The organism is Mesorhizobium robiniae (assembly GCF_040545535.1).
Lineage (GTDB): Bacteria > Pseudomonadota > Alphaproteobacteria > Rhizobiales > Rhizobiaceae > Mesorhizobium > Mesorhizobium robiniae.
The window spans coordinates 147,896-171,135 of record NZ_JBEPMC010000002.1 but is presented as its reverse complement, the minus strand read 5'-3'; the positions used below and the strand labels follow the sequence as shown (position 1 = coordinate 171,135).

18 protein-coding genes are annotated in these 23,240 nt (G+C 63.5%); 12 read left to right on the top strand and 6 right to left on the bottom strand.

All coding sequences use genetic code 11. From position 1 onward, the window contains the following. Nucleotides 1-53 precede the first annotated feature (53 nt). Nucleotides 54-1,163, top strand: coding sequence for a carbohydrate kinase (locus tag ABID19_RS05175; RefSeq protein WP_354488552.1), 1,110 nt, complete (start codon nucleotides 54-56; stop codon nucleotides 1,161-1,163). A gap of 24 nt (nucleotides 1,164-1,187) precedes the next feature. Beyond that, nucleotides 1,188-2,117, top strand: coding sequence for a pseudouridine-5'-phosphate glycosidase (locus ABID19_RS05170; RefSeq protein ID WP_354488550.1), 930 nt, complete (start codon nucleotides 1,188-1,190; stop codon nucleotides 2,115-2,117). 5 nt (nucleotides 2,118-2,122) lie between these two features. Here ABID19_RS05170 and ABID19_RS05165 read toward each other — a convergent pair whose 3' ends face one another. Genes ABID19_RS05165 through ABID19_RS05140 form a run of 6 tightly spaced genes read right to left on the bottom strand, consistent with a single transcriptional unit; the run spans nucleotide 2,123 to nucleotide 10,987 of the window. Further along, complete coding sequence (locus ABID19_RS05165) at nucleotides 2,123-3,529, bottom strand: FAD-binding oxidoreductase (RefSeq protein WP_354488549.1); 1,407 nt, start codon at nucleotides 3,527-3,529, stop codon at nucleotides 2,123-2,125. Nucleotides 3,530-3,534: 5 nt separating this feature from the next. After that, complete coding sequence (locus tag ABID19_RS05160; protein WP_354488547.1) at nucleotides 3,535-4,776, bottom strand: VWA domain-containing protein; 1,242 nt, start codon at nucleotides 4,774-4,776, stop codon at nucleotides 3,535-3,537. Continuing rightward, nucleotides 4,769-7,042 carry a DUF5682 family protein gene (locus tag ABID19_RS05155; protein ID WP_354488546.1) on the bottom strand — a complete coding sequence of 758 codons (2,274 nt, stop codon included), beginning with the start codon at nucleotides 7,040-7,042 and terminating at the stop codon, nucleotides 4,769-4,771. The genes ABID19_RS05160 and ABID19_RS05155 overlap by 8 nt, the downstream gene beginning before the upstream one ends. Before the next feature lie 4 nt (nucleotides 7,043-7,046). Beyond that, on the bottom strand, nucleotides 7,047-8,126 hold the full coding sequence (locus tag ABID19_RS05150; protein ID WP_292508277.1) for an ATP-binding protein: 1,080 nt from the start codon (nucleotides 8,124-8,126) through the stop codon (nucleotides 7,047-7,049). Between the two features lie 18 nt (nucleotides 8,127-8,144). Next, complete coding sequence (locus ABID19_RS05145) at nucleotides 8,145-9,590, bottom strand: DUF5691 domain-containing protein (RefSeq protein WP_354488544.1); 1,446 nt, start codon at nucleotides 9,588-9,590, stop codon at nucleotides 8,145-8,147. Further along, on the bottom strand, nucleotides 9,587-10,987 hold the full coding sequence (locus tag ABID19_RS05140; protein WP_354488542.1) for an SWIM zinc finger family protein: 1,401 nt from the start codon (nucleotides 10,985-10,987) through the stop codon (nucleotides 9,587-9,589). The genes ABID19_RS05145 and ABID19_RS05140 overlap by 4 nt, the downstream gene beginning before the upstream one ends. 405 nt (nucleotides 10,988-11,392) lie before the next feature. On the opposite strand from ABID19_RS05140, the gene ABID19_RS05135 reads away from it, so the two are divergent. The 10 genes from ABID19_RS05135 (at nucleotide 11,393) to ABID19_RS05090 (ending at nucleotide 23,208) form a co-directional block, all read left to right on the top strand. Further along, entirely contained in the window at nucleotides 11,393-12,367 is a 975-nt protein-coding gene (locus ABID19_RS05135) for a sugar-binding transcriptional regulator (protein WP_354488540.1), read from the top strand. Nucleotides 12,368-12,411: 44 nt separating this feature from the next. Further along, the gene (locus tag ABID19_RS05130; protein WP_354488538.1) at nucleotides 12,412-13,857 is read left to right on the top strand and encodes an ABC transporter substrate-binding protein; all 1,446 of its coding nucleotides are present in this window, start codon (nucleotides 12,412-12,414) and stop codon (nucleotides 13,855-13,857) included. Nucleotides 13,858-14,064: 207 nt separating this feature from the next. Continuing rightward, the gene (locus ABID19_RS05125) at nucleotides 14,065-14,988 is read left to right on the top strand and encodes a carbohydrate ABC transporter permease (RefSeq protein WP_354488536.1); all 924 of its coding nucleotides are present in this window, start codon (nucleotides 14,065-14,067) and stop codon (nucleotides 14,986-14,988) included. A 9-nt stretch (nucleotides 14,989-14,997) separates the two neighbouring features. After that, entirely contained in the window at nucleotides 14,998-15,855 is an 858-nt protein-coding gene (locus tag ABID19_RS05120; RefSeq protein ID WP_123146898.1) for a carbohydrate ABC transporter permease, read from the top strand. A gap of 5 nt (nucleotides 15,856-15,860) precedes the next feature. Continuing rightward, a complete protein-coding gene (locus tag ABID19_RS05115) occupies nucleotides 15,861-16,979 on the top strand; it encodes an ABC transporter ATP-binding protein (protein WP_354488534.1) in 1,119 nt (372 codons plus the stop codon). Then, nucleotides 16,976-18,100 carry an ABC transporter ATP-binding protein gene (locus ABID19_RS05110; RefSeq protein WP_352936046.1) on the top strand — a complete coding sequence of 375 codons (1,125 nt, stop codon included), beginning with the start codon at nucleotides 16,976-16,978 and terminating at the stop codon, nucleotides 18,098-18,100. The genes ABID19_RS05115 and ABID19_RS05110 overlap by 4 nt, the downstream gene beginning before the upstream one ends. Further along, nucleotides 18,100-19,653 carry an FGGY-family carbohydrate kinase gene (locus tag ABID19_RS05105; RefSeq protein WP_354488531.1) on the top strand — a complete coding sequence of 518 codons (1,554 nt, stop codon included), beginning with the start codon at nucleotides 18,100-18,102 and terminating at the stop codon, nucleotides 19,651-19,653. The genes ABID19_RS05110 and ABID19_RS05105 overlap by 1 nt, the downstream gene beginning before the upstream one ends. A 10-nt stretch (nucleotides 19,654-19,663) precedes the next feature. Next, nucleotides 19,664-20,704 (top strand): 2-hydroxyacid dehydrogenase, encoded by a 1,041-nt coding sequence (locus ABID19_RS05100; RefSeq protein WP_354488529.1) that lies wholly within the window; start codon nucleotides 19,664-19,666, stop codon nucleotides 20,702-20,704. 45 nt (nucleotides 20,705-20,749) lie between these two features. Then, on the top strand, nucleotides 20,750-22,267 hold the full coding sequence (locus tag ABID19_RS05095; RefSeq protein ID WP_354488527.1) for a glycerol-3-phosphate dehydrogenase: 1,518 nt from the start codon (nucleotides 20,750-20,752) through the stop codon (nucleotides 22,265-22,267). Further along, entirely contained in the window at nucleotides 22,267-23,208 is a 942-nt protein-coding gene (locus tag ABID19_RS05090; protein ID WP_354488526.1) for a sugar phosphate isomerase/epimerase family protein, read from the top strand. The genes ABID19_RS05095 and ABID19_RS05090 overlap by 1 nt, the downstream gene beginning before the upstream one ends. Nucleotides 23,209-23,240: the final 32 nt, after the last annotated feature.

The window sequence follows — 23,240 nt, the reverse complement described above, 5'->3', positions numbered from 1 at the left end:
CATCTGTTGTCCTTCATATCAGAAGGCCTTCAGTCGAACAGGCCGGTGAAGTGATGGACGACCTTGGAGCACAGGAACAAGCGGTTCTGGATCTCATCGCGGCGAACCCGTTCGCCGGCCAGCAGGACATAGCAACCGCGCTAGGCATCGCCCGCTCGACCGTCGCGGCCCACATCATGCAGCTCGTCAACAAGGGTTACATTCTCGGCCGTGGCTATGTGTTGCCGGCCTCCAAGCGTATGATCTGCATCGGCGGCGCGGTTCTGGACCGCAAATACCACGCCAAGAAGGATCTGATCTTCGAGACGTCGAACCCTGTCGACGGCTATCGCAGCTTCGGCGGTGTCGCACGCAACGTCGCCGAGAACCTTGTCCGCCTCGGCGTCGACGTCAGCTTCGTCTCGATTGTCGGTGACGATGAAACCGGCCGCTCGCTGGTGCGGCATTTGCGCGACCTCGGCGCCGACGTCAGCCAGGTCATCACCACCACGGAACGACCGACGGCCGAATATGCGGCCATCCTCGATCCCAACAACGATCTCGTGCTCGGCATTGCCGACATGGAGATCTTCGATCTGTTTTCGCCATCCTATCTCGACCGCTTCTGGCCGCATCTCGCTTCGGCGACCTGGGTGTTCATCGACTGCAACCTGCCGGCCGCGACGATCGAAGCGCTGATGTCACGCAAACAGGGCGCGCGCTTCAAGCTCGCCGTCGACACGGTCTCGTCGCCGAAATCCGCACGCTTGCCGAAGGACCTGACCGGCATCGACCTGTTGTTCACCAATCACGACGAGGCCAACGCGATGCTTGGCATCGCCGACGCCGACAAGCGGCTGAAGCCGAAGGAAGCCGCGGCGGCGCTGCGCGCGGCAGGTGCTGCCGAGGTCATCGTGACCATGGGCGCGCATGGATTTGCGGTGGCGACCGAAAGCGGCTTGGCGACGATGCGTTCCGTCCCCGCCCGCGCCGTCGACATCACCGGCGCCGGCGACGCGATGATTGCCGGCACCATGTACAAGGTGCTTTCGGGCGATCCTGTGCTCGACGCAGCGCGGACAGGGGCGCTGCTCGCCACGCTGACCACCGAGAGCGAATCCAGCGTCCATCCTGATCTGTCGCCGCGCTTCCTCACCGCCGGCATGTACCGCATTCCCGCCTAAAACGAGACGACCGAAAGCGAGACCATGAAACCTTCTTCCCTTATCCACCTGAACGACGAAGTCGCGGCAGCACTTCGAGACGGCCGCGCGGTGGTGGCGCTGGAATCGACGATCATCACCCATGGTATGCCTTATCCTGCCAATCTGGAGACCGCGCGCGGCGTTGAAACCGTGGTCCGCGAGAACGGCGCCGTGCCCGCCACGATCGCGGTGGTCGCCGGCAAGATCAAGGTCGGGCTTGACGACCGTGAGCTGGAACGGCTTGCCGCGGCTAAAGACGTGGTCAAGGCGTCAGGGCGCGACCTCGCCGCCATCATGGTGGGCGGCGGCTCGGCCGGAACCACCGTCTCGGCGACGATGCGGATCGCTGCGCTCGCCGGCATCGGCATTTTTGCGACCGGCGGCGTCGGCGGCGTGCATCGTGGCGCCGAGGCCACTTTCGATATCTCGGCCGACCTGACCGAACTCGGCCAGACCGGCACGACCGTCGTCTGCGCCGGCGTGAAATCGATCCTCGATATTGCAAAAACGCTGGAATATCTGGAGACACAACGCGTGCCGGTGATTGCCTATCAGAGCGACGACTTCCCGGCCTTCTATACGCGCTCCAGCGGACTGAAGGCCGATCACCGCCTCGACACGCCGGAGGACATTGCGGGGGCCATGCTGCTGCACGAGCAGATCGGCTCGGGCACCGGCATCCTCGTCGCCAATCCGATTCCTGAGGCGGATGCGCTCGATCCGGCCTTCATCGACAGCACGATCGCCGCGGCCGTGGCCGAAGCCGGGACACGCGGCATCGGCCGCAAGGAGCTGACGCCGTTCCTGCTCGCCCGCATCAATGAGCTTTCGCAAGGCCGCAGCCTGAAGGCCAATATCGCGCTGGTCCGCAACAACGCCGCGCTCGCCGCTCGCGTCGCAGTAGCGCATGCGCGGTTAAAGGGCATGAAATAGAGGCGCTATCGGCCTTCGATTTCAGCCGGTGAAAGATCGAAGACCCGCCCGGCATTGAGGATATTGTTCGGGTCGAACACCGCTTTCAAGCGCCGCATGGCCGCGATCTCGGTATCGCTGCGCACTAGGTGCAACCATTCCTTCTTGTCGAGGCCGATGCCATGCTCGGCCGAGACGCCGCCGCCGGCCGCGGCGACGCCACGATAGACGATGTCGTACGCCGCCGCCGGATCCACGGTGCGCACCTGATAGTGCAGATTGCCATCGCCAAGATGGCCGAAGACGTAGATGTCGGCGCTGGGGTCGACAGCCCTGATCGCGGCTTCTGCTTCTTGCAGGAAAGCCCCCATCCTTGCCAGCGGGATGCTGATGTCGACGCCGATCAGGCCTTTCATTGAAAACAGGAAGCGGTTGGCATCCTCGCGCACCGCCCACAGCGCACGGAACTCGCGCGGCGACTGCGAGACGACCACGTCGTCGACCATGCCGTCCTCGACCGCCTGCATCAGAACAGCAGCAAATCGGTCGCCGTCGCGCTCGGGCTCGTTGCCCTGGATCTCGGCCAGCACATAGACGGGTGACCCCACGGGCAGCGGCGCCGGTGCATCCATCCCGGCGACCATGGCACCGTAGAGCGGCGCGAAATTCACCTCATAGGCCGACAGCAACGGCCCGAGCTTCTGCCTGAGCAGCGCAAGCAGCGCGATTGCCGCATCGAGCGACGCAAGCGCGCAGAAGGCGTTGACCTCGGTGGCCGGCTTCGGGTGCAGCCGCAGGCAAGCGCGCGTGACGACGCCGAGCGTGCCTTCGCTGCCGATGAAGAGCTGGTTGAGGTCGTAACCGGAATTGTCCTTGGGCAAGCCCTTGAGCGAGGTCAGGATGCTGCCGTCGGCAAGCACAACTTCCAGGCCGAGCACCTGCGCGCGATACATGCCGTAGCGCAGCACGCGAATGCCCCCGGCATTGGTGGCGACATTGCCGCCGACCGTGGCCGTGCCGCGCGCGCCGATGTCGACGCCGAACAGCAAGCCGGCCGCATCGGCCGCGTCCTGCACCATTTGCAGCGGCGCGCCGGCCTCGGCGATGATCGTCGCCGCCTCGCGGTCGACAGCCTCTATCGCAGTCATCCGCTCCAGCGACAGCACCGCCTCGCCGGGCTGGATGCGCGCAGCACCCGCAAGCCCGGTCCGGCCACCCTGGACGACAAGCCTCTGCCCCGCCTCGTTGCAGAGGCGCAGAATGTCCGACACCTCGCCGGCAGTACGCGGACGCAAGACGAACTCCGGTGGTGCGCCGGCTTTGCCGTCTGGATCTTCCCTGTAACGTGGTCCTGCCTCGTCGGCTGAAACAATCGCTGACCTGTCCAGCCGCTTTTTCAGCCGCGACAGGAGTTCGGCAACCCTCTGGGACATGGCGCTCACTCGTCTGCCCTGGGCGCCTCGGCGTCGGCGCGAATGAGCTTGATGTCCGCCCCCGCCGCCCAGGCGCCGATATCTTCCCGGCGCAGTGCCGCTGCCATCATATCCGGAAACAGATCCGGCGTGCAGGCGAAGACGGGAATACCAAGTGCCGCGACCGAACCTGCCATCGTGGGATCGTAGCCGGGCCGGCCCTGATCGGTCAGCGCCAGAAGCACGACGACATTGACGCCAGATCGAACCAGCGCGGCCAGCCGCCGCAGCAGTTCCTGGCCGTTGCCGCCCTCATAGAGATCGGTGATCAGCACCAGATGCGACTTGGTTGGCCGCTCGATACGGTCGGCGCAGTATGCTACGGCCTGATTGATATCAGTACCGCCGCCAAGCTGCACGCCGAACAGCACTTCGACGGGGTCGCTGAGTTCCTCGGTAAGGTCGACGATGGTTGTGTCGAAGCAAACGAGTTTGGTGCGAACAACCGGCAGTGAGGCCATGACGGCTGCGAAGATCGAGGCGTAGATCACCGAGCTTGCCATCGAGCCGGACTGGTCGACACAGAGAACGACTTCGTCGAGATCGACCAGCCGGCGCTGCTTGCGCATGAAACCAACCAGCTTCTCCGGAACGATCGTCTTGTGCTCGGGTTGGTAGTGGCGAAGGTTAGTCGAGATGGTGCGCTGCCAGTCGATATCGCGCGAACGCGGGCGGTTGGTACGCCTCGACCGGTCGAGCGCGCCGCGTATCGCCTCAGCGGTCTTCTGCTCCAGCTTTTGCATCAGCTTGGCGACGATATCGGCGATGATCGTGCGGGCGATGTCCTTGGTCTTGGCCGGCATGATCGAGCGCAGCGAAACCAGGTCGGCGACCAGGTTGACGTCCGCCTCGATCGCCTTGAGGAATTCCGGCTCCATCAGCATCTGCTTCAAGTCGAGCCGTTCGAAAGCATCTTTCTGGACGATCTGAACGACCTGCGCGGGGAAGAAGGAGCGAATGTCGCCCATCCATTGCGCAACGCGCGGCGCCGACCGGCCGAGCCCACCGCGCCGCTTGCGCGGGTCGCTGGCCGCCGCGTTGACGCCGTCGCCATAGAGTGCGTCGAGCGCCGCCGAAAGTCGTTTGTCGTCGCTGGAAAGTGCCGCCGACGCCTCGTCATCGGCGCCGATCGCCAGTCGCCAGCGGCGCTCCCTTCCGCCATCGGCAGTGAGTGGGCCGGGCTCATTCATTTCGCTCTCGTCATCCATTGCCGTTTTGTCCCATGAGCAACGGTCCAAGCAGCTCCAGGTGCCGGCGCCATGCCTCGCCCCCATCCGGCGACGGCGTCAGGCCAGCCGGCAGGCGCGCAGCGCGGCCGAGGACCGCTTCGATCAGCCGGCGGCGTTCCATGCTGTCCAGATTGGAAAAGACACGGCGCAGCAATGGCAGGTGCGCGATGAAAGCATCTTCGTCCAGGGATTTGAGCCACCCATCGACCGCACCGCGCAGACCCTCGTCATAAATCAGCCGTTGACCGGCTGTGCTGAAGAACTCTTCGAAGAACCCGGCCGCTTCGGCCACCGGAGTGCCCGGCGACAGGCGTCGCCCGAGCAGCCCGGCAGCGGCTTCGGCGGACAGGCGACCGGCCTCGTAGAGAAGGTGCGCGGCACATCCTGCCAGCAACGCCGTCGACCGTGACCCCTCCAGCACGGCAGCCAGCCCGCTGCGCCATCCGTCCAGCACGTCTTGCCCGGGCTCGACCAGTCTGATCGCCTCATCGGCCATGCGCATCGCACCAACCAGTGTCGCGGCGGCTTGCTCATCCAGATCTCGCGCAGCATAGGGAAGCGCGATCGCGCCTTCGACGATCAGCCGCTCCATGAGGCCGGACAGCCGGTTCGTCTCCGTCTTGCGAGCCTCGCCGTAACGGATGATGTCGGCGAGCGGCGGCACCGACGCCAGGATCTCCAGGCATTCGCTGCTGTGCGCCGCTCGCGCCTCCAACGCCGCGAGGCCTGCGCTCGAAGCTTCCGACAGGCCTGCGGTGATGGCGCTTTGGACCAGTGCCGCGAGCGTGTCGAGGGTCGCTGCCGTTTCGATCATCTGGATCAGGCGGCCGTTGGCAGCCTTTTCGATGGTCGGCCCGTAAATCAGGTTCTCGACCAGACGGACGGAATATTCCGGATCCCATGCCAGCGTCCACCGCTCGCGAAACGTGCCACGACTGCGGCCACTGTCCGTCAATCTGCCCCAATGCACACCAAGCACGTTCAGCCGATGCAGCAGTGTCGAGCGAAACAGCCCGCTATCACTTCGCAGGTCTACGGATAATTCCCGCTCCAGCGCCTCGGGCTTCAGCCGCGCGGCCTTCTGGTTGCGCTGCAGATCCTCGATCAACGGCGCCAACGGCGTGTCGGGTGGGATTTCCCCGACGTCGGCACCCAGAAGCAGTTCGGCCTCGACCAGCGTCCACAGCAACGCCTCGCCATTGAACAGAGCCGCAATCGCGGCGTCGCGCAATTCCTCGAACCCGGGTTTGGGTCGTTCGCGAATTGCGGCGAGCGCCCGGGCGAGCCGCTCGGCTTCGATCAGCGAGGCAGTCGAAATCAGGTGACCTTTCGCCCGCAACACCGCCGCGATCATTGCAAGCCACAGGGTTGCCGCATCGTGACGGCCGCGCGTGCGCCAAAGATGCTTGCACCAGCCGGGTGCGACGACGCCCGCGCCATAGCCGTAGCCCAGCGCCAGACGCGGTCCCGTCCACGGCGCCCATGTCATCGTGCTCTTGCGTCGCGCGATCCCCTTGAGCAGGGCTTGATCGTTTTTCTGCGAGTGTGTGGCCTGCAGTGCCGGCACATGCCATGCCCCGCAGACGACAGCGACAGATCCGTCGAATTCCTTTCGCGCAGCGGCGATTTCGAGCCGCATATGCGCTTCGCGCTGGGCCTCGAACTCAGCGATCGGACCCTCGCCGTCCCGCAGTGTCGTCATCGCATCGGCGATAGCCGCGAATATAGGGCCGGGTTCCGGGTTCTGTTCAATGATGTCGGACCACCAGCTTTCGCCGTCCTCATAACCGGCAGCCCTTGCGAGTGTACCTATCGGGTCACGCCGATGCGGGGCCGCGTCGCCGTCCTCGCCGCCGGCTTCGTCCGTGGGCTCGGCTCTGTCGGGATCGTCGGTCTTGTTCGCGCCATCCGTCACCGCCGCCGTGAACCGCGCCGACGACGGCAGGTCGATAAACCGCAACGTCGCCTTGTGGCCAACCGCCCACAGCACCGCTTGGTATTCGGGCGAGAACTCAGCGAAAGGCCAGAAGCTTGTCGAAGCCGGATCGTCCTCGGGATAGCAAAGCAGCGCCACCGGCGGCTGCATTTCCGGGCGCGCCAGCAAGTGCAGCAGCGGGGAGGCGTCGATCGGCCCCTCGATCAGCACGGCGACCAGCTTCAAATCCCGTAGCGCCTGCACCAGGCTGTCGGCGGAACCCGGCCCGTGATGGCGTATGCCGAAATAGGCGATGTCGCCGTGTCCCACGGCGTCAGATCGCTGCGTTCAAGGCCGCGTAGTAGCCGGCATAGTCCGGCCGCTTCTTCAGCACTGTTTCCAGGTATTCCTCCAGCACAATCTTATCCTGCACCGGATCTTTCACGATCGCGCCGACAAGGCTGGCGGCTAGACCTTCGGCGCCGAGTTTGCCGCTGTCGAACCACGCCGCCTGGCTGAGCCCGCCAACCATCGTCGCAATTGCCTCTGCCGTCGACAGCGAGCCCGAGGGCGTCTTCAGCGTCACCTTGCCATCCGCGGTCGCACCGGAGCGCAATTCGCGGAAGATGGTCAGGACACGGGCGATCTCCTCGCCGACATTTTTCGGCACCGGCAGGTCGAGCCCGCCAGCCATTTCGTCAACCCGTTTGGAGACGATCGCCACCTCTTCCGCCATGTCTTCGGGCAATGGCAGCACGACGACATTGAAGCGACGCTTGAGCGCCGAGGAGAGTTCATTCACGCCCTTGTCGCGGTTGTTTGCCGTGGCAATGATGTTGAAGCCGCGCTGGGCATAGATCGATGTGTTCAATTCCGGAATCGGCATCATCTTTTCGGAAAGTACGGTGATCAGCGTGTCCTGAACGTCCGAGCCCATGCGGGTCAGTTCCTCGAGGCGGCAGAGCTTGCCGGTTTGCATGGCGCGGTACAGCGGCGTCGGCACCAATGCTTCCTGGCTCGGGCCCTTTGCCAGAAGTTGCGCATAATTCCAGCCATACCGGATCTGGTTCTCGTCGGTGCCGGCCGTGCACTGCACGATCAGTGTCGAGTCGCCCATGATGGCGGCGGCGAGATGTTCAGACACCCAGGACTTGGCCGTTCCGGGCACGCCGAGCAGCAACAGCGCGCGGTCGGTGGCGAGCGTTGCCACCGCGGTTTCCATCAGTCGGCGACGACCGACATATTTTGGCGTCACCGGCGTGCCGTCACCGGCCTTTCCGCCCAGAAGATAGGTCAGCACAGCCTGTGGCGAGAGGCTCCAGCCGGCAGGCTTTTGCCTGTCGTCACCGCGCGCCAGCGCCTGCAGTTCAGAGGCATAGGCCTGCTCGACCGGGAGACGGATGGCAGCGTTCATTTGTATTCTCCGGATTGATCATGTGTCGGTTCTAGATTGATATTCGGCCAGCGCCGCGTTGAGACGCAGGACACTGAGTGATGGGGCCGCGGGCGGCATGCCGGCTGCGACAACGTCGTCGATCAATTTGGCTGCTGTGGTCGCAGTGGCAAGAAAGCCCATCGTTTCCACCATTTCGTCGGCGCCCCGCCGCACGGCATCGTCGTTTCCCGCAACGGCGGAACGCAACGCCAGCAGGGTCTGGCTATTCGTCAGGTCGCCCCATTCCAGCCAACTTGCTTCCATGCCTTCGGCAAGATTGAGAGCACCAAGATAGTTCGAGTCTTTCAGGATCAACCTGATGAGGACACGCTTTCTGCGGCTGTCCAGACGCGGCATGAGGTGCAACACGAACAGCGCCGGTTTGCCGCCATCGGCGACAAGCATGTCCGCCATACGCGTCACCGCGGCGTCGCTCCCGGAAGCGGCGACCATTCGTGCGATCAGGATGTCGGCATTGGTGTCGGCGCCGAATTGCCAGGCCCCTAGGAATTCGGGTTCCGTAGTGCCGACCCGTGCGGCAAGGTCGACGAGATTGCAGGTCTCGAACAATTCGGCGCGGCGCTTTTCCTGCGCCGGGGATTTGAGTTTCGCCGGCGTGTAGGTGGTCCGGCGGCGGATGAAGCCGGATTTGCCTTCGCCGATGAAGGCGGCGAGTTCGACTGCGGGATCCTCCGCCCCGCCTTCGCTCGAATGGCCGTGCTCGCCCAACCTTGCCAGCAACCGGCTAGCCAGTTCCTGCACCTTGCCGGAACGGTCGGTGGCAAGGCTTTTCAGGAACGGCGCGTCCTCGGCATTGAGGCCGAAGCGCATCAGTTCGATGAGCGCAAGCCTGATTTCTGCCGGTTCACCCGATGCCTTGGCCTCGATCAGCGTTCGAGCCGAAGCCGGTTCACTGCGGCGCATATCGGCCAGCGCGATGCGGCGCGCGGCGGGATAGAACTCATCCCAGTTTTCCGCCGTGAGTTTCTCTTGCGGGGCATGTCTTTCTCCATCCACGCTGGCTTGCCAGTCGATCCAGGGAGCGTAGACGTCCGGGCTGTTCTGATCTGACGCTGACGGCATCCAGTCCATCGGATGAAGCACGTAGCCACGGCTGGCGACAAGCGCCACTACGCGCGTCTTGCGCCTTGCGTCTGCGGCTTGTTTCAGGCCGGCGCGCAAAAGCGGCCGCAACCGCTCCGGCAGCATTGGCAAGGCAAGCCCGGGCAGCGGCGGCCGCCGCTTGAGCGTCTTCGGCGCCGCCGGCCGCAAGGCGACGTCGAGCGCTTGCGCTGCAACTGCCAGGAGCCTGCGCTCCTGCTCGTCGGCATTTGCGCCGCCGGCGATTGCCTTCCAGGCGGTCGGAGCCAGATCGAAAGTGGCTCCGCCGGTGATCCAGCAGTCGCGCATTGTCGCCAGGCCTGCTTGCTCGCCCTCATTCACGACAGGTCAAGCCTCCCGAACCCGCTTTGCGCCGCCAGAAGATCAAGCCGGGCGCCATCCCAGAGCGCTGCCGTGGCCGCAAGGTCGAGGCCGAGCAATGTCTGATTGACAGCGCCGGCGATCGGCAAGGCTATCCCTTGCGCATCGTCCGCGGCCTGCCACCAGCCTGTGCCCCGGTCGTCGACCAGGATCGCACCAGGCGGCAGTATGAGAGGACAATCGGTAGTCCAAGGCGCAGCCTCCTGATGGGAAGCATGCGTGGCAAGTGGGTCCTTTGCAGCGCCAAAGGTGAAATCAGGCCACGCGCCGGACATCACTTCACCCATGCGCTCCGCCACCAATGCGCGCAGCGGCTTGCGTGATGGATAGAAGACCAGCCGTGCATCGAAACGATCACCCGGAGCAAAAGCGTTGGACCGGCGTCCGGCAGAAGCCGGAAAATAATCGAGCAGCACGGCAAATTGCGGGATGGTGCTCTTAAGATCGAGCAGCCAGGTCGAATGACTGACGAGACCGTCGCGGCGGCTCTCGATCTTCTCGCCCAGAACTTCCCAGAAGCTTTCGACCTGTCTTGCATCGGGATTGGCCAGAACCTGTTCGCGGGTTTCGGACGTCGATACGAGGCGTTTCAGCTCAGGGTCGTCGGGGGCCGACCGCCACGCCTTGGCCAGCAGCACAAGCTTTCCGAGCTCGCGGATTGCGGCATCGGGTCTTTCCTCGCTGCGCAGCGCCATCAGCCGCGATGGGATCTCGTCGACGCGACCGGCAAGCGCGGTCGCCTTCATGTCGACCAGCCGCGCGGCAATCCGGCGGCAACGGTCGCTGCTCGCCTCGATAAAGCTCGAAAGGCCAAGCCGCAACTGATCGGCGATCCATTGGTCGAGCTCATCCAGCGCCGCCGATACCGCTTGTCGTGTGTCCTCCGCCCGCTTGCGCTGCGCTGCCTCGCGACGCTCCACAGCCGCAACGTCTTCGACGGCGACGCTCTCGTCCGCCCGTGCCGCTTCATCAATGCTCTTGACTGCCGCAGCGGGTATCGATTGCGCTGGCGCCGGCGTCGTCTTTCTGCGCCGGCCAAGCCAGTCATTCACCCATTCCGGCGTGGATTCGGCCGCGGCAAAACTGACTGGCGCGGTGGCAGCAATCCACATCAGGGCCAGCGTGTGCTTGCACGGGAATTTTCGCGACGGGCAAGTGCATTTGTAACCGTGATCGCCTGTGTCGACCACCACCCGATAAGGATTGGAGCCGGAACCCTGGCATTCACCCCAGATGAGCGCCTGCTGCTCATTGCGCTCGAGTCGCGGCCAGTTCGATCGCTTGGTCAGCTTGGAGGCGGCGCTCAGCGACGCTTGATCAGGAGCAAGCGCCTCAATGGTCTTCAAATCGAATTCCAAGCCGCGCCCCTCGTGACTCGAACCAAACGCCCTGTCGCCAGCATAGATAGCCGTTTGTGAAGAATTATTGTAGCTCCCGCGAAGTGAAGATCGATACGTCTCGGCCCTTGTTCCTAGGTGCCCGAATCCGCCTGATTCGTAAGCGAGGTCTACCGCCATTCGGGTCCCGGGCAATTGCAAATGTCGCGCCAACCCTGGGCGCGATTAGCGAGCAGGGCGGCAGACTGATCGGGGCTGCGGCAGGTCGACAGGTGTGGCATTTCAAATGGGCGCCGGCCTGCACGATGCCTCTCCCGCAGGCCAGTTTTTTGCCTCCTCAGTGTAATTTGAATCACGCGGCGCTTGACTCCGGCGGCGCCTTGTGAAAAATTTTGCATCAACTGATAAAAATATCTCAGGGCGGAAATGGTTGGTTTTGGAAACGGCCTCCTGCGCGACGATGAAACCAGTATGGCAACGCGTGCCGCCTGGCTTCATTATGCTGGCGGCCTGACCCAGTCGGAGGTCGCCAAGCGGCTTGGCCTGACCAGTCTCAAGGCGCATCGCCTGATTACCAAGGCCAACCAGGAAGGGCTGGTCAAAGTCTATATCGACGGCGAAGTGTCGGAATGCGTCGCGCTTGAGGACGATTTGTCCAGCCGTTACGCCCTCGATTATTGCGAGGTCGTTCCCGACTTCGACGGCGAAGACCTGCCACTCAAGGCGCTCGGCATTGCCGGCGCGCAGTTTCTCAAGCGCGAGATCGAACGCGGCGAGGATACGCTGATCGGCGTCGGTCATGGCCGCACGCTCGCCGCTTGCGTGGAGTATCTGCCGCGCATATCGGCCGAAAAGACCCGCTTCGTCTCGCTGCTTGGCGGCCTGACGCGCAAGTTCTCGGCCAATCCGCACGATGTCATTCACCGTCTGGCCGAACGGACCGGCGCGGAAGCCTATGTGATGCCGGTGCCGATGTTCGCCAACACGGTCGAGGATCGAACCGTGCTGCTCGGGCAGAAGGGCATCAGCGAAGTCTTCGATCTCGGCAAGGCCGCCGACCTGCTCATTGCCGGTATCGGCACTGCCGAGCGCGAGGCGTCGCTGGTCGCCACCGGCATGATCGAGAAGGGCGAAATGGAGGAGATCCGTCGCAAGGGGGGCGTCGGCGAATTGCTCGGCCATTTCTTCGACGATGCTGGAAAAGCGGTCGAGACGACGCTTTCCAACCGGGCGCTGGCGCTGGCGCGAGAAGATATCAGCAATCGCAGGATTGTCGCCGTTGCCGGCGGCAAGGTGAAGGTTCGTGCCATCAAATCGGTGTTGGAGGGCCGCTATCTCAAGGGCTTGGTCACCGATGAGCGGACGGCGCGATCACTCGTGGAGCAGACGCCGGTCGGGTAGCCGGCAACTATTCGATTGAAACTACCCTGTGGAGGAGAAGACAAATGCATGAGAAAGAAAAAGACCTGATCGATGCGTTCCTGCGCGGACAAGTCGATCGTCGTGGGCTGATCAAGGGCCTTGGCGCAATGGGCCTTGCCGCCGGCACGGCCGGCACGCTGCTCAATCTGGGGCAGACCCGCGCGCTCGCCGCGGATTTCGACTGGCAGGCGCACAAGGGCAAGACCATCAAGCTCTTGCTCAACAAGCATCCTTATGCGGATGCGATGATCGCCAACCTCGAAAACTTCAAGAAGTTGACCGGCATGGAAGTCGTCTATGACGTGTTTCCAGAAGACGTCTATTTCGACAAGGTCACCGCTGCGCTGTCGGCCAGCTCGCCTGAATACGATGCCTTCATGACCGGCGCCTACATGACCTGGACATACGGCCCGGCCGGCTGGATCACCGACCTCAACGAGTGGATCAAGGATCCTGCCAAGACCAACCCGAACTATGCCTGGGACGACTTCCTGCCCGGTGTCAGGAAGTCCTGCGCCTGGAACGGCCAGCCCGGCGGAGTGCTCGGCTCCGACGATGCCAAGCAGTGGTGCATTCCGTGGGGTTTCGAACAGAACAACATCACCTACAACAAGGCGATGTTCGAAACGGCCGGTGTCACCGTTCCCGGCAATATGGACGAGATGGTCGCTGCGGCGGCCAAGCTCACCAAGGATGTCGGTGGCGGCGTTTACGGCATCGGCGTGCGGGGCTCGCGCTCCTGGGCGACGATCCATCCCGGCTTCCTGTCGGCTTATGCCAACTTTGACCAGAAGGACCTGAATGTCTCGGCCGATGGCAAATTGTCCGCCGCGATGAACACTGCCGAATCCAAGGCCTTCCACAAGCAGTGGGTCCAGATGATCCAGGAGAGCGGCCCCAAGGACTGGTCGACCTACACCTGGTATCAGGTCGGCACCGATCTCGGTGCGGGCGCCTCGGCAATGATTTTCGACGCCGACATCCTGGGTTACTTCATGAATGGCGGCGATAACAAGATGGCCGGCAAGCTCGCCTTTGCCAGCTTCAAGGCCAACCCGGCCGCCAAGGCGCCGACGCCAAATATCTGGATCTGGTCGCTGTCGATGTCCAACTTTTCGAAGGACAAGGACGCTACCTGGTACTTCATGCAATGGGCATCCGGGCCCGAGCACGCGCTGTTTGGCGCGACCAAGATGGACTTCGTCAATCCGGTCCGCCAGTCGGTCTGGAAGGACGAGATGTTCCGCGAGAAGCTGAACAAGAGCTATCCGGGCTATGTCGAGATGTTCGACGTCTCGGCGCCGGGCGCCAGCATCAAGTTCACGGCGCAGCCGCTGTTCTTCGACTTGACCACCGAATGGGCGGCGACGCTGCAGAAGATGGTGGCCAAGGAAGTGCCGGTCGACGAAGGCCTCGACATGCTGGCCACCAGCGTCGACGGCCAGCTCAAGGAAGCCGGGCTCGGCTAAGTCCAAGCGAACGGCTGACCCGCTTTTGCGGGTCAGCCAGGCATTCCAATGCGAAGCGGCGCTTGGAGCAACGGGCCCAAAAGTGGAAACCGGTTTTGGGAAAATCCGATGCTCAAACATTGGCGGTGCCGCCACTCGCCCAACCGGCCGCCTAGCTCCCTGGGCGGCCGGCAGGGGCGAAGCAACAGAGATGACGGAAACACCACGATGACTGCGGCGACAATGCAAAGAAACAGGCCTTCCGGCTTCAGGATCAGCAAGAGGGTGCTGCCCTATGTGCTCAGCCTGCCGGCCTTGCTCGTCTGCATCGGCATCCTGATCCCGTTCTTCACATCGGTGGTCTATTCGCTCCAGCGCTACCGGCTGAGCCAGCCCTGGGCGCGGCAGTTCAACTGGGGCGACAACTACATCTCCTTTTTCACTGACCCGAGGTTCTGGAACACGCTGGAGATATCGCTGCTCTATGCCGGTATCACCGTCCTGCTCGAACTGCTTCTCGGTCTCGGCATCGCCCTGCTGCTGCAGAAGCGTTCGACGCTGAACAACTTCATCTCGATCATGCTGTTGATGCCGCTGATGACGGCGCCGGCGCTGGCCGCGCTGATGTGGAAGCTGATGACCAATCCCGGCTTCGGCGTGCTGAGCTATCTCGCCAGCTTGATCGGATTGCAGGATTTCCGCTGGGCCTCGTCGCCGTCGACCGCACTTTTCACCGTGGTCCTCGTCGACATCTGGGTCTACACGCCCTTCATCATGATCCTGCTGCTTGCCGGCCTGCGCAGCCTGCCGACGCAGCCCTTCGAGGCGGCAGCACTCGACGGCGTGCCGAGGAGTTTCGTGTTTTTCCGCATCACCTTGCCGATGCTGACACCCTACATCCTGACGGCGGCGCTGTTCAGGCTGCTGGATTCCATCCAGCAGTTCGACATCATCTATGCCATGACCCAGGGCGGTCCGGGCGATACGCTGACCGTCTTCCAGGTCGAGGCCTATCTCAACTTCTTCCAGTCGACCAATGTCGGTCGCTCGGCAGCGCTGATGATCATCCTGTGGGCGATCACCTACTTCCTGTCCAACATTTTCATCAAGAACTGGCTGCGGCTGCGCGAACGCGCTCGCGGCCAGGCATAGGAGGCCGGGATGGAACACACCTCGCTTCTCGAACGCATCCTGCGCGGCGCGGCACTCACACTGGTCGTGATCTTCTTCATGTTCCCGATCGTCTGGATTTTCATGATGTCGTTCCAGACCAACGAGACCATCCTGCGGATTCCGCCGCAGCTTGTCTTCAAGCCGACGCTGGCCAATTACACCGCGCTCATCACCGGAAAGCTGACGACGGCGGCCGGCACGCTCGACATCGCCTTCATGCGCAACCTCTGGAATTCGGTGTTCCTGTCGGTCACCTCGGTCGCGGTTGCGCTGCTGCTCGGCGTCCCGGCTGCATACGCCTTTGCGCGGCATAAGTTCCGCGGCTCGGAGGACATCGCTTTCACGCTGCTGTCGTTCCGGTTTGCCCCGGCGCTGCTGGTGCTCCTGCCGCTCACCCTCTATTTCCAGAAGCTTGGATTGGCCAACACCTATATCGGGCTGATCTGGGTCTATCAGCTGATCTGCCTGCCGCTAATCCTGTGGATCGTGCGGGGCTATTTCGAGGACATCCCGGCCGATATCGAATACGCCTATCGCATTGCCGGTCATTCCTGGTTCGCCACCTTCCGCAAGATCGCGCTGCCGCTTGCCGGCCCCGGCATTGCGGCTGCCGGCCTGCTCGCCTTCATCTTCGCCTGGAACAATTTCGTCTTCGCGCTGGTGCTCGCCTCGGCCGACAAGCAGCCGGTGACGGTCGGCGCGCTGGCTTTCATCACCTCCTCCGGCATCCAGTATGGCCAGATCTCGGCGGCGATCGTGCTGTCGATCACGCCGACGCTGGCACTCGCCCTCTATGCGCAGCGCTATCTCGTCGAAGGCCTGTCGCTCGGCGCGGTAAAGGGATAGTTCTCATGGCCAGCCTCGAACTGAGAAATGTCGTCAAGCGCTACAAGAGCCAGACTGTTCTCGACAATCTGTCGCTGACCGTCGCCGACGGCGAGACCCTGGTCCTGTTCGGACCGTCCGGCGCCGGCAAGACGGTGCTGCTGCGGCTCGTCGCCGGCGTCATCGATCCCGATGAAGGAAAGGTACTCATCGGCGGCGAAGACATGACCGACCTCGACGCCGAGTTCCGCGGCGTCGGCATGGCGTTCCAGAATTTCGCGCTGTTTCCGCACATGACAGCCTTCGACAACATCGCGACGCCGCTGGAAGCCAGCCGCTCGTCGCAAAGTGCGATCAAGGCCGGCGTCCAAAGCGTCGCCAACCTCCTCAAGATCGGCCATGTGCTCAGCCATAAACCACGGGCGCTGTCCAACGGCCAGAAGCAGCGCACCGCGCTCGCCCGCGCTCTGGTCGGCTCGCCGCCGGTGCTCCTGCTCGACGATCCCCTGCGCAACGTCGATGCCAAACTGCGCTTCGAAATGCGGCTCGAACTGCCGAGGCTGCTGGCCGACCGTGGCGCGACCGTCGTCTACGTCACCCAGGACTACAAGGAGGCCATGGCGCTCGGCGATCGCATCGCGGTGATGTCGCAAGGTGTCATCAAGCAGCTCGGCACGCCCGAGCAGATCTATCGTGAGCCGGCGAACATCGAGATCGCGCGGCTGTTCGGTGATCCGACCATCAACCTGCTCGACGTCAAGCCATCGCGCGATGCCAAGGGCATCTATGTCGGCCTGTCGAATGTCCAGGTCCATCTGACGGGCGCCTATGACGCGACGGTCGGCCGCGATTGCGTGATCGGCTTGCGGCCGGAGGCGCTGAGCTTCGTCGACGAAGGCACGCCGGCCGCCGTTCCGGTGACCGTCGAGGCCGAGACGCCGCTCAACGAAAAGATCGTCACGCTGGTGCGTACCGTGCGTGGCCGCGAAATCCTGGTCTCCCGTCCGGCCGGGGCACCGGGTCAAAGCGAGGGCAGGGCCCATATTGCCGTCGACGGCAAAAGCGCCCTTTTGTTCGACCGTGCGAGCGGCGACCGCATCGGCTCGAAGAACGTCGTCAATTTGCGCAGCGGAGAAGCGGCATGAGCCAGAGCGCACTCGCCATTTCAGGCGTCGACAAGTTCTACGGTCCGATCGATAGGGGCGTGCATGCCGTCCAGAATCTGACGATCGAAATCGACAAGGGCGAGATCGTCGCACTGCTCGGCTCGTCCGGTTGCGGCAAGACCTCGACATTGCGCATGATCGCCGGCTTCGAGGAGGTCTCGCGCGGCACCATCTCGGTTGCCGGCCGCAAGGTGCACACGCTGCCGCCGGTCAAGCGCAATGTAGCGATGGCGTTCGAGGGCTATTCGCTCTATCCGCCGCTGACGGTGCGCGAGAACATGGCGTTTGCGCTGAAGGCGGCCAAGCTGCCGAGAAGCGAGGTTGACGCGAAGGTTGCCAGCATCGCCAAGCTGCTCGAGATCGAGGACATTCTTGAGCGCTATCCGAGCTCCATCTCCGGCGGTCAGCAGCAACGCGCTAGCCTCGGCCGGGCGCTGATCCGCGAGGCGAACCTGCATCTGCTGGACGAGCCGATGGGCCAGCTCGAACCGCAGCTTCGCGCCGTGCTGCGCGGCCGCATCAAGCACTTCATCAAGGAGCGTGGCTTGACCGCGATCCTGGTCACCCACGACCAGACCGAGGCCAACGCTTTGGCCGACCGGATCGCGGTGATGGAGGGCGGCGTGCTGCAGCAGTTCGACACGCCAGACATGATCAAGCAGCGGCCGGCCAACCTTTTCACCGGCACCTTCGTAGGCGAGCCGCCGATGAATGTCTTCGAGGCTTATGTCGGCACGGCTGCCGACAAGATCAATCTGCGACTGCCCGACGGGCTTTCACTCGACTATGACAAGGACGCGTTCAGCGGCTCGGTTCGCGACGAATTGCTCAAACGGGAGCGGGTCGTCATCGGCATCAGGCCCTATGCGGTTCGCCGCTCGAAGGACGGCGTGCCGGCCACGGTTTCGGCCAACCAGTGGCTCGGCGACCAGACGCATATCGCGGCGGATTTCGCCGGCGGCTCGCTGGTCCTGGTCGAACATGACCGGACCCGGCTGGAGCTTGGCGCGCCGATCAAGGTCAGCATCGATCCGAAGAACCTGCACGTCTTCGACCAGGCCAGCGGCATGGCCATTTCGCACGGCATGGAGCTTGCCTGATGCGGGAGGTGCTGATCGGCATCGACGCCGGCACGTCTGTCATCAAGTCCGTCGCCTTCGACACGGCGGGCCGGCAGCTCGCGGCCACGGCGGTGCCGAACCGCTACGAGACATTGCCGGGCGGTGGCGCCGAGCAGGATCTGGCGCGCACCTGGGCCGACACCGCGACCACATTGCGCCAACTTGCCGACAAGGTCCCCGACCTCGCCAGCCGCACCATTGCCATCGCCGTGACCGGTCAGGGCGATGGCACCTGGCTGATCGACAAGGACGGTGAGCCGGTCGCGAAGGGCTGGCTATGGCTCGACGCGCGCGCTGCAGGGATCGTCGAGGAGATCCGCGCGCGACCCGATGATCGGCTCCGCTTCGAAAAGACCGGCAGCGGTCTGGCCGCCTGCCAGCAGGGATCGCAGTTTGCCTTCATGAAGCGCAACATGCCCGAAATGCTTGGCCAGGCGGCGACGGCGTTCCACTGCAAGGATTGGCTCTATTACAAGCTGACCGGCGAGCGCGCCACCGACCCGTCGGAAGGGACCTTCACCTTTGGCGACTTCCGCACGCGCGGTTACAGCGACGAGGTGCTCGATGTGCTCGGCGTCGCCGATCTCAGGCATCTGCTGCCGCCGATCGTCGACGGCACCAGACATAGCGTCGGCCTGTCGACGGCGGCTGCCGAGGCGTCCGGGCTGCTTGCCGGTACGCCTGTCGTGCTCGCCTATGTCGACGTGGTCTGCACCGCGCTCGGCGCCGGCTTGCTCGATCGCGAGCGCAAGCCCGGCTGCTCCATCATTGGTTCCACCGGCATGCATATGCGGCTTGCGCAGACGCCGGACGAAGTGCTGCTCAATGAGGCCGCGACCGGCTACACCATGACGATGCCGGCGCCTGGGGTCTTTGCGCAAATGCAGTCGAACATGGCGGCGACGCTCAACATCGATTGGGTCCTCAGCCTCGCCTCCGGCATCCTCGCTTCGCAAGGCATCACGCGCACCAATGGCGAGATGATCGCGCTGGTCGATGACTGGATATCGTCATCCGAGCCTGCCTCGCTGCTCTACCAGCCCTATGTGTCGGAAGCCGGCGAGCGCGGGCCATTCGTCGATGCCAATGCCAGGGCCGGTTTCGTCGGCATTTCGTCGCGGCACGGCTATGCCGACATGGTCCGTGCCGTTTTCGAAGGACTGGCATTCGCGTCGCGCGATTGCTATGCCGCGATGGGGCCGCTGCCGAGCGAGATCCGGCTGACCGGCGGTGCGGCCAGAAGCCCGGCTCTGCGCAGGATCCTGGGTGCCGTCGTCGGCGCCGACATTCGCACCAGCCAACGCGAGGAAGCCGGTGCGGCGGGTGCGGCGATGATCGCTGCGGTCTGCGTCGGCCAATACAAGTCGATGGACGAATGCGTCGGCGAATGGGTCACGCCGCTGCTGGGTGCGGCGGAACCGAGCGACCGAGAACTTGCCGCGATCTATGAGCGGGCGGTTCCGTCCTACACATTGGCGCATGAAGCGCTGCGGCCGGTCTGGCGTTCGATGGCCGCATCCAAGGCAAATTGAGAAGTCGAGCATGCGTAAGAAGATTGCAATCATTGGCGACCGCTTCATGCTTCCCGAAGTGTTTCGCGAGAAAATCGAGAAGGCCTGCGGCGACAATCTCGACATCCGCACCCTTGAGACTGCATGGCCCGACGAGCCGATGGAATTCGGCAATGCGGCGCTCGGCCTCGACAAGGTCAACGAATATTTTGGCGATCCGGACGAGGTGGTCGATTTCATCGGCGACGCCGAGATCTTCGTCACCCAGCTTGCGCCGCTCTCCGAGACCATGATGCAGCGCCTGCCTACACTCAAACTGGTTGCGGTATCGCGCGGCGGCCCGATCAACATCGACATGACTGCTGCCAAGGCCCACGGCATCACCGTCGTCAATGTGCCCGGCCGCAATGCAAGTGCTGTGGCCGAGTTCACCATCGGCGCCATCCTTGCCGAGACGCGGCTGATCCGGGTCGGGCACGAAGCCCTGCGCAAAGGGGAATGGCGCGGCGATCTCTACCGGGCCGACCGTACCGGCCGCGAGCTCAACGAAATGACAGTCGGCGTCATCGGCTACGGCAACATCGGCACCCGGCTGGTCCGCCTTTTGCGCGCCTTCGGTTGCCGAATTTTAGTGTCCGACCCTTATGTGCAATTGAGCGCCGAAGACCGCAATGCCGGCGTTGAACTGGTCGCGCTCGACGATCTCCTGTCCCGCTCCGATGTGGTCACGCTTCATTCCCGGGTAACCGAGGAGACCCGCGGGCTGATCAACAAGGACTCCATCCCGCGGATGAAACCCGGGGTGATCTTTGTCAACACCGCACGTGGGCCGCTGGTCGACTATGACGCGCTCTACGATGCGCTTGTCTCAGGCCATATCGGCAGCGCGATGCTGGAAACGTTCGCGGTCGAGCCGGTGCCTGCCGACTGGCCGCTGCTGCAGCTCCCGAACGTCACGCTGACGCCGCATATCGCCGGCGCGTCGGTGCGCACGGTGACCTACGCGGCCGAGCAAGCGGCCGAAGAGGTGCGCCGCTTCATCGCCGGGCTCCCACCGGTCAACCCATGCTGAGGTCGCGGCTGCCATGAAGTCCTTACGCATAGAGGATTCGGCGAGATGAGCGGCGCTACTGAAATCGTCGACCTGTTCGTCATCGGCGGTGGCGTTAACGGCGCCGGCATCGCGCGCGACGCGGCCGGCCGCGGCTTGTCTGTCGTTCTATGCGAGAAGGACGACCTGGCCGAAGGCACCAGTTCGCGATCGGGAAAGCTGGTCCATGGCGGCCTGCGCTATCTCGAATATTACGAGTTCCGTTTGGTGCGGGAGGCTTTGATCGAGCGCGAAGTGCTGCTTGAATCCGCGCCACACATCATCTGGCCGATGCGCTTCGTGCTGCCGCACAGCCCTGACGACCGGCCGGCCTGGCTGGTCCGGCTAGGCCTGTTCCTCTACGATCATCTCGGCGGCCGCAAGCGGCTGCCAGGCACCCGAACGCTGAACCTGCGCACCGCGCCCGAAGGCGCACCGATCAAGGATGCGTTCAAGCGCGGTTTCGAATATTCCGATTGCTGGGTCGATGACGCCCGTCTCGTCGTCATCAATGCGCTCGACGCCGCGGAACGGGGAGCCAAGGTCCTTACCCGGACCGCCTGCACCGCGGCCCGCCGCGAAAACGGCCTGTGGTCGGTGGAGATGCGCGACAGTCGAACCGGCGTCAGGACGAAGGTTCGGGCGCGCGCGCTGATCAACGCCGCCGGTCCTTGGGTCAACGACATCATCAACCGCGTGGCCGGTCAGAATTCCAAGCGGAACGTGCGCCTGGTCAAGGGCAGCCACATCGTCGTGCCGAAGTTCTGGGAAGGGCGGCAGGCCTACCTCATCCAGAACAGCGACAAGCGTGTGATCTTCATCAATCCTTACCAGAACGATCTGGCGCTGATCGGCACCACCGACATTCCCTATGATGGGCGGCCTGAAGGGGTGACTGCGGATACCAGCGAGATCGACTACCTGATCAGGGTGGTCAACCGCTATTTCAAACGCGAGCTTGCCCGCAGCGATGTCATCTATTCGTTCTCGGGCGTCAGGCCGCTCTATGACGACAACGCCGACAATCCGAGCGCGGTGACGCGTGACTATATTTTCGAACTCGACGCGCCGGCCGGGCAGGCGCCGCTGCTCTCCGTCTTCGGCGGCAAGATCACCACCTTCCGCAAACTGGCCGAGCATGCGCTGGACCGGATCGCCCCGTTTTTTCCGAAAATGGGCAAGCCATGGACATCGAAAGGCTATCTGCCTGGCGGCGATATCGCCAATGCCGACTTCGAACAGTTTCTCGGCGACCTCGGCCGCGAATATCCCTGGATGCCGGCATCTCTGGTCAAGCATTATGGCCGGCTCTACGGCACCAGGACGCGCGTTCTGATCGGTGCGTCCCGGTCGCTAACTGACCTGGGCCGGTGCTTCGGCAAGGATTTCTTCGAACGCGAAGCCAATTATTTGTTCGAGCACGAATGGGCGCTGACATCAGCCGATATTCTCGAACGGCGCACCAAGCATGGGCTGCATCTGTCCGCCGCAGAAAGAGCCGCCTTCGAGGTCTGGTGCGCGAGCCGGCTGGTGAAAGCAAGCTGATGACCTTTACGCTTTCCCTCAACACCAATCCGCTGGTCAACCGTTTCGCCGAACCGGACGATCTTATCGACGCGATCGCCTACGATATCGGCATCCGGGACGTGCAGCTCACGCATGAATTCGTCAATCCCGGCTGGCCGGCAGCGACGATCTCGAAATTCGTCCGCCTGTTCCGCGCCGCGCTCGACCGCACCGGCGTGCGCGTAACGTCAGGGATGACCGGCCCCTACGGAAGGCTCAACCATTTCGGTCATCCCGACGCCGACGTGCGCCGCTACTATGTCGATTGGTTCAAGACCTTTGCCGACATTTCGGCCGAGCTCGGCGCCAGCGGCATGGGCACGCAGTTCGCGATCTTCACCCACAGAGATTTCGACGATCCGGAGCGTCGCGCGCGGCTTTTCGACATCGCGCTGGAATGCTGGCGCGAGGTCGCCGAGCATGCCAAGGCGGCCGGATTGAGCTACCTCTTCTGGGAGCCGATGTCGGTCGGCCGCGAATTCGGTCACACGATCGAGAGCTGCCGCTCGCTGCAGAACGAGATCGAAGCAGCCGGCATGGCTATACCGATGGAGATGATGGTCGATATCGACCATGGCGATGTGACCTCGAGCAACCCAGACGACATCGATCCCTATGCCTGGGCCGAAGCGTTTCCCAAGGTATCGCCGATCATCCACATCAAGCAGTCTTCGATGAATAAGGGCGGTCATTGGCCGTTCATTGCCGCCTACAACAAGGACGGCCGCATCACGCCGGAAAAATTCCTGGAGACGGTTCGCCGTGGCGGCGGCGTCGACAACGAGATCTGCCTCGAACTGTCATTTCGCGAGCGTGAACCGGTCGATCACCAGGTCGTCGCCATGATCCGCGAGTCGGTCGACTACTGGGCGCCGTTTATCGAGACCGGCAGGGCGGCACTCTTGCCGAAAGCCGGATAGATGAACAGGAGCCGATGCGGCTCCTGTTCAGA

Coding starts and splice junctions, on each gene's coding strand:
- ABID19_RS05175 (WP_354488552.1), top strand. CDS start 54: ATGGACGACCTTGGAGCACAGGAACAAGCGGTTCTGGATCTCATCGCG.
- ABID19_RS05170 (WP_354488550.1), top strand. CDS start 1,188: ATGAAACCTTCTTCCCTTATCCACCTGAACGACGAAGTCGCGGCAGCA.
- ABID19_RS05165 (WP_354488549.1), bottom strand. CDS start 3,529: ATGTCCCAGAGGGTTGCCGAACTCCTGTCGCGGCTGAAAAAGCGGCTG.
- ABID19_RS05160 (WP_354488547.1), bottom strand. CDS start 4,776: ATGGATGACGAGAGCGAAATGAATGAGCCCGGCCCACTCACTGCCGAT.
- ABID19_RS05150 (WP_292508277.1), bottom strand. CDS start 8,126: ATGAACGCTGCCATCCGTCTCCCGGTCGAGCAGGCCTATGCCTCTGAA.
- ABID19_RS05135 (WP_354488540.1), top strand. CDS start 11,393: ATGGTTGGTTTTGGAAACGGCCTCCTGCGCGACGATGAAACCAGTATG.
- ABID19_RS05130 (WP_354488538.1), top strand. CDS start 12,412: ATGCATGAGAAAGAAAAAGACCTGATCGATGCGTTCCTGCGCGGACAA.
- ABID19_RS05125 (WP_354488536.1), top strand. CDS start 14,065: ATGACTGCGGCGACAATGCAAAGAAACAGGCCTTCCGGCTTCAGGATC.
- ABID19_RS05120 (WP_123146898.1), top strand. CDS start 14,998: ATGGAACACACCTCGCTTCTCGAACGCATCCTGCGCGGCGCGGCACTC.
- ABID19_RS05115 (WP_354488534.1), top strand. CDS start 15,861: ATGGCCAGCCTCGAACTGAGAAATGTCGTCAAGCGCTACAAGAGCCAG.
- ABID19_RS05110 (WP_352936046.1), top strand. CDS start 16,976: ATGAGCCAGAGCGCACTCGCCATTTCAGGCGTCGACAAGTTCTACGGT.
- ABID19_RS05105 (WP_354488531.1), top strand. CDS start 18,100: ATGCGGGAGGTGCTGATCGGCATCGACGCCGGCACGTCTGTCATCAAG.
- ABID19_RS05100 (WP_354488529.1), top strand. CDS start 19,664: ATGCGTAAGAAGATTGCAATCATTGGCGACCGCTTCATGCTTCCCGAA.
- ABID19_RS05095 (WP_354488527.1), top strand. CDS start 20,750: ATGAGCGGCGCTACTGAAATCGTCGACCTGTTCGTCATCGGCGGTGGC.
- ABID19_RS05090 (WP_354488526.1), top strand. CDS start 22,267: ATGACCTTTACGCTTTCCCTCAACACCAATCCGCTGGTCAACCGTTTC.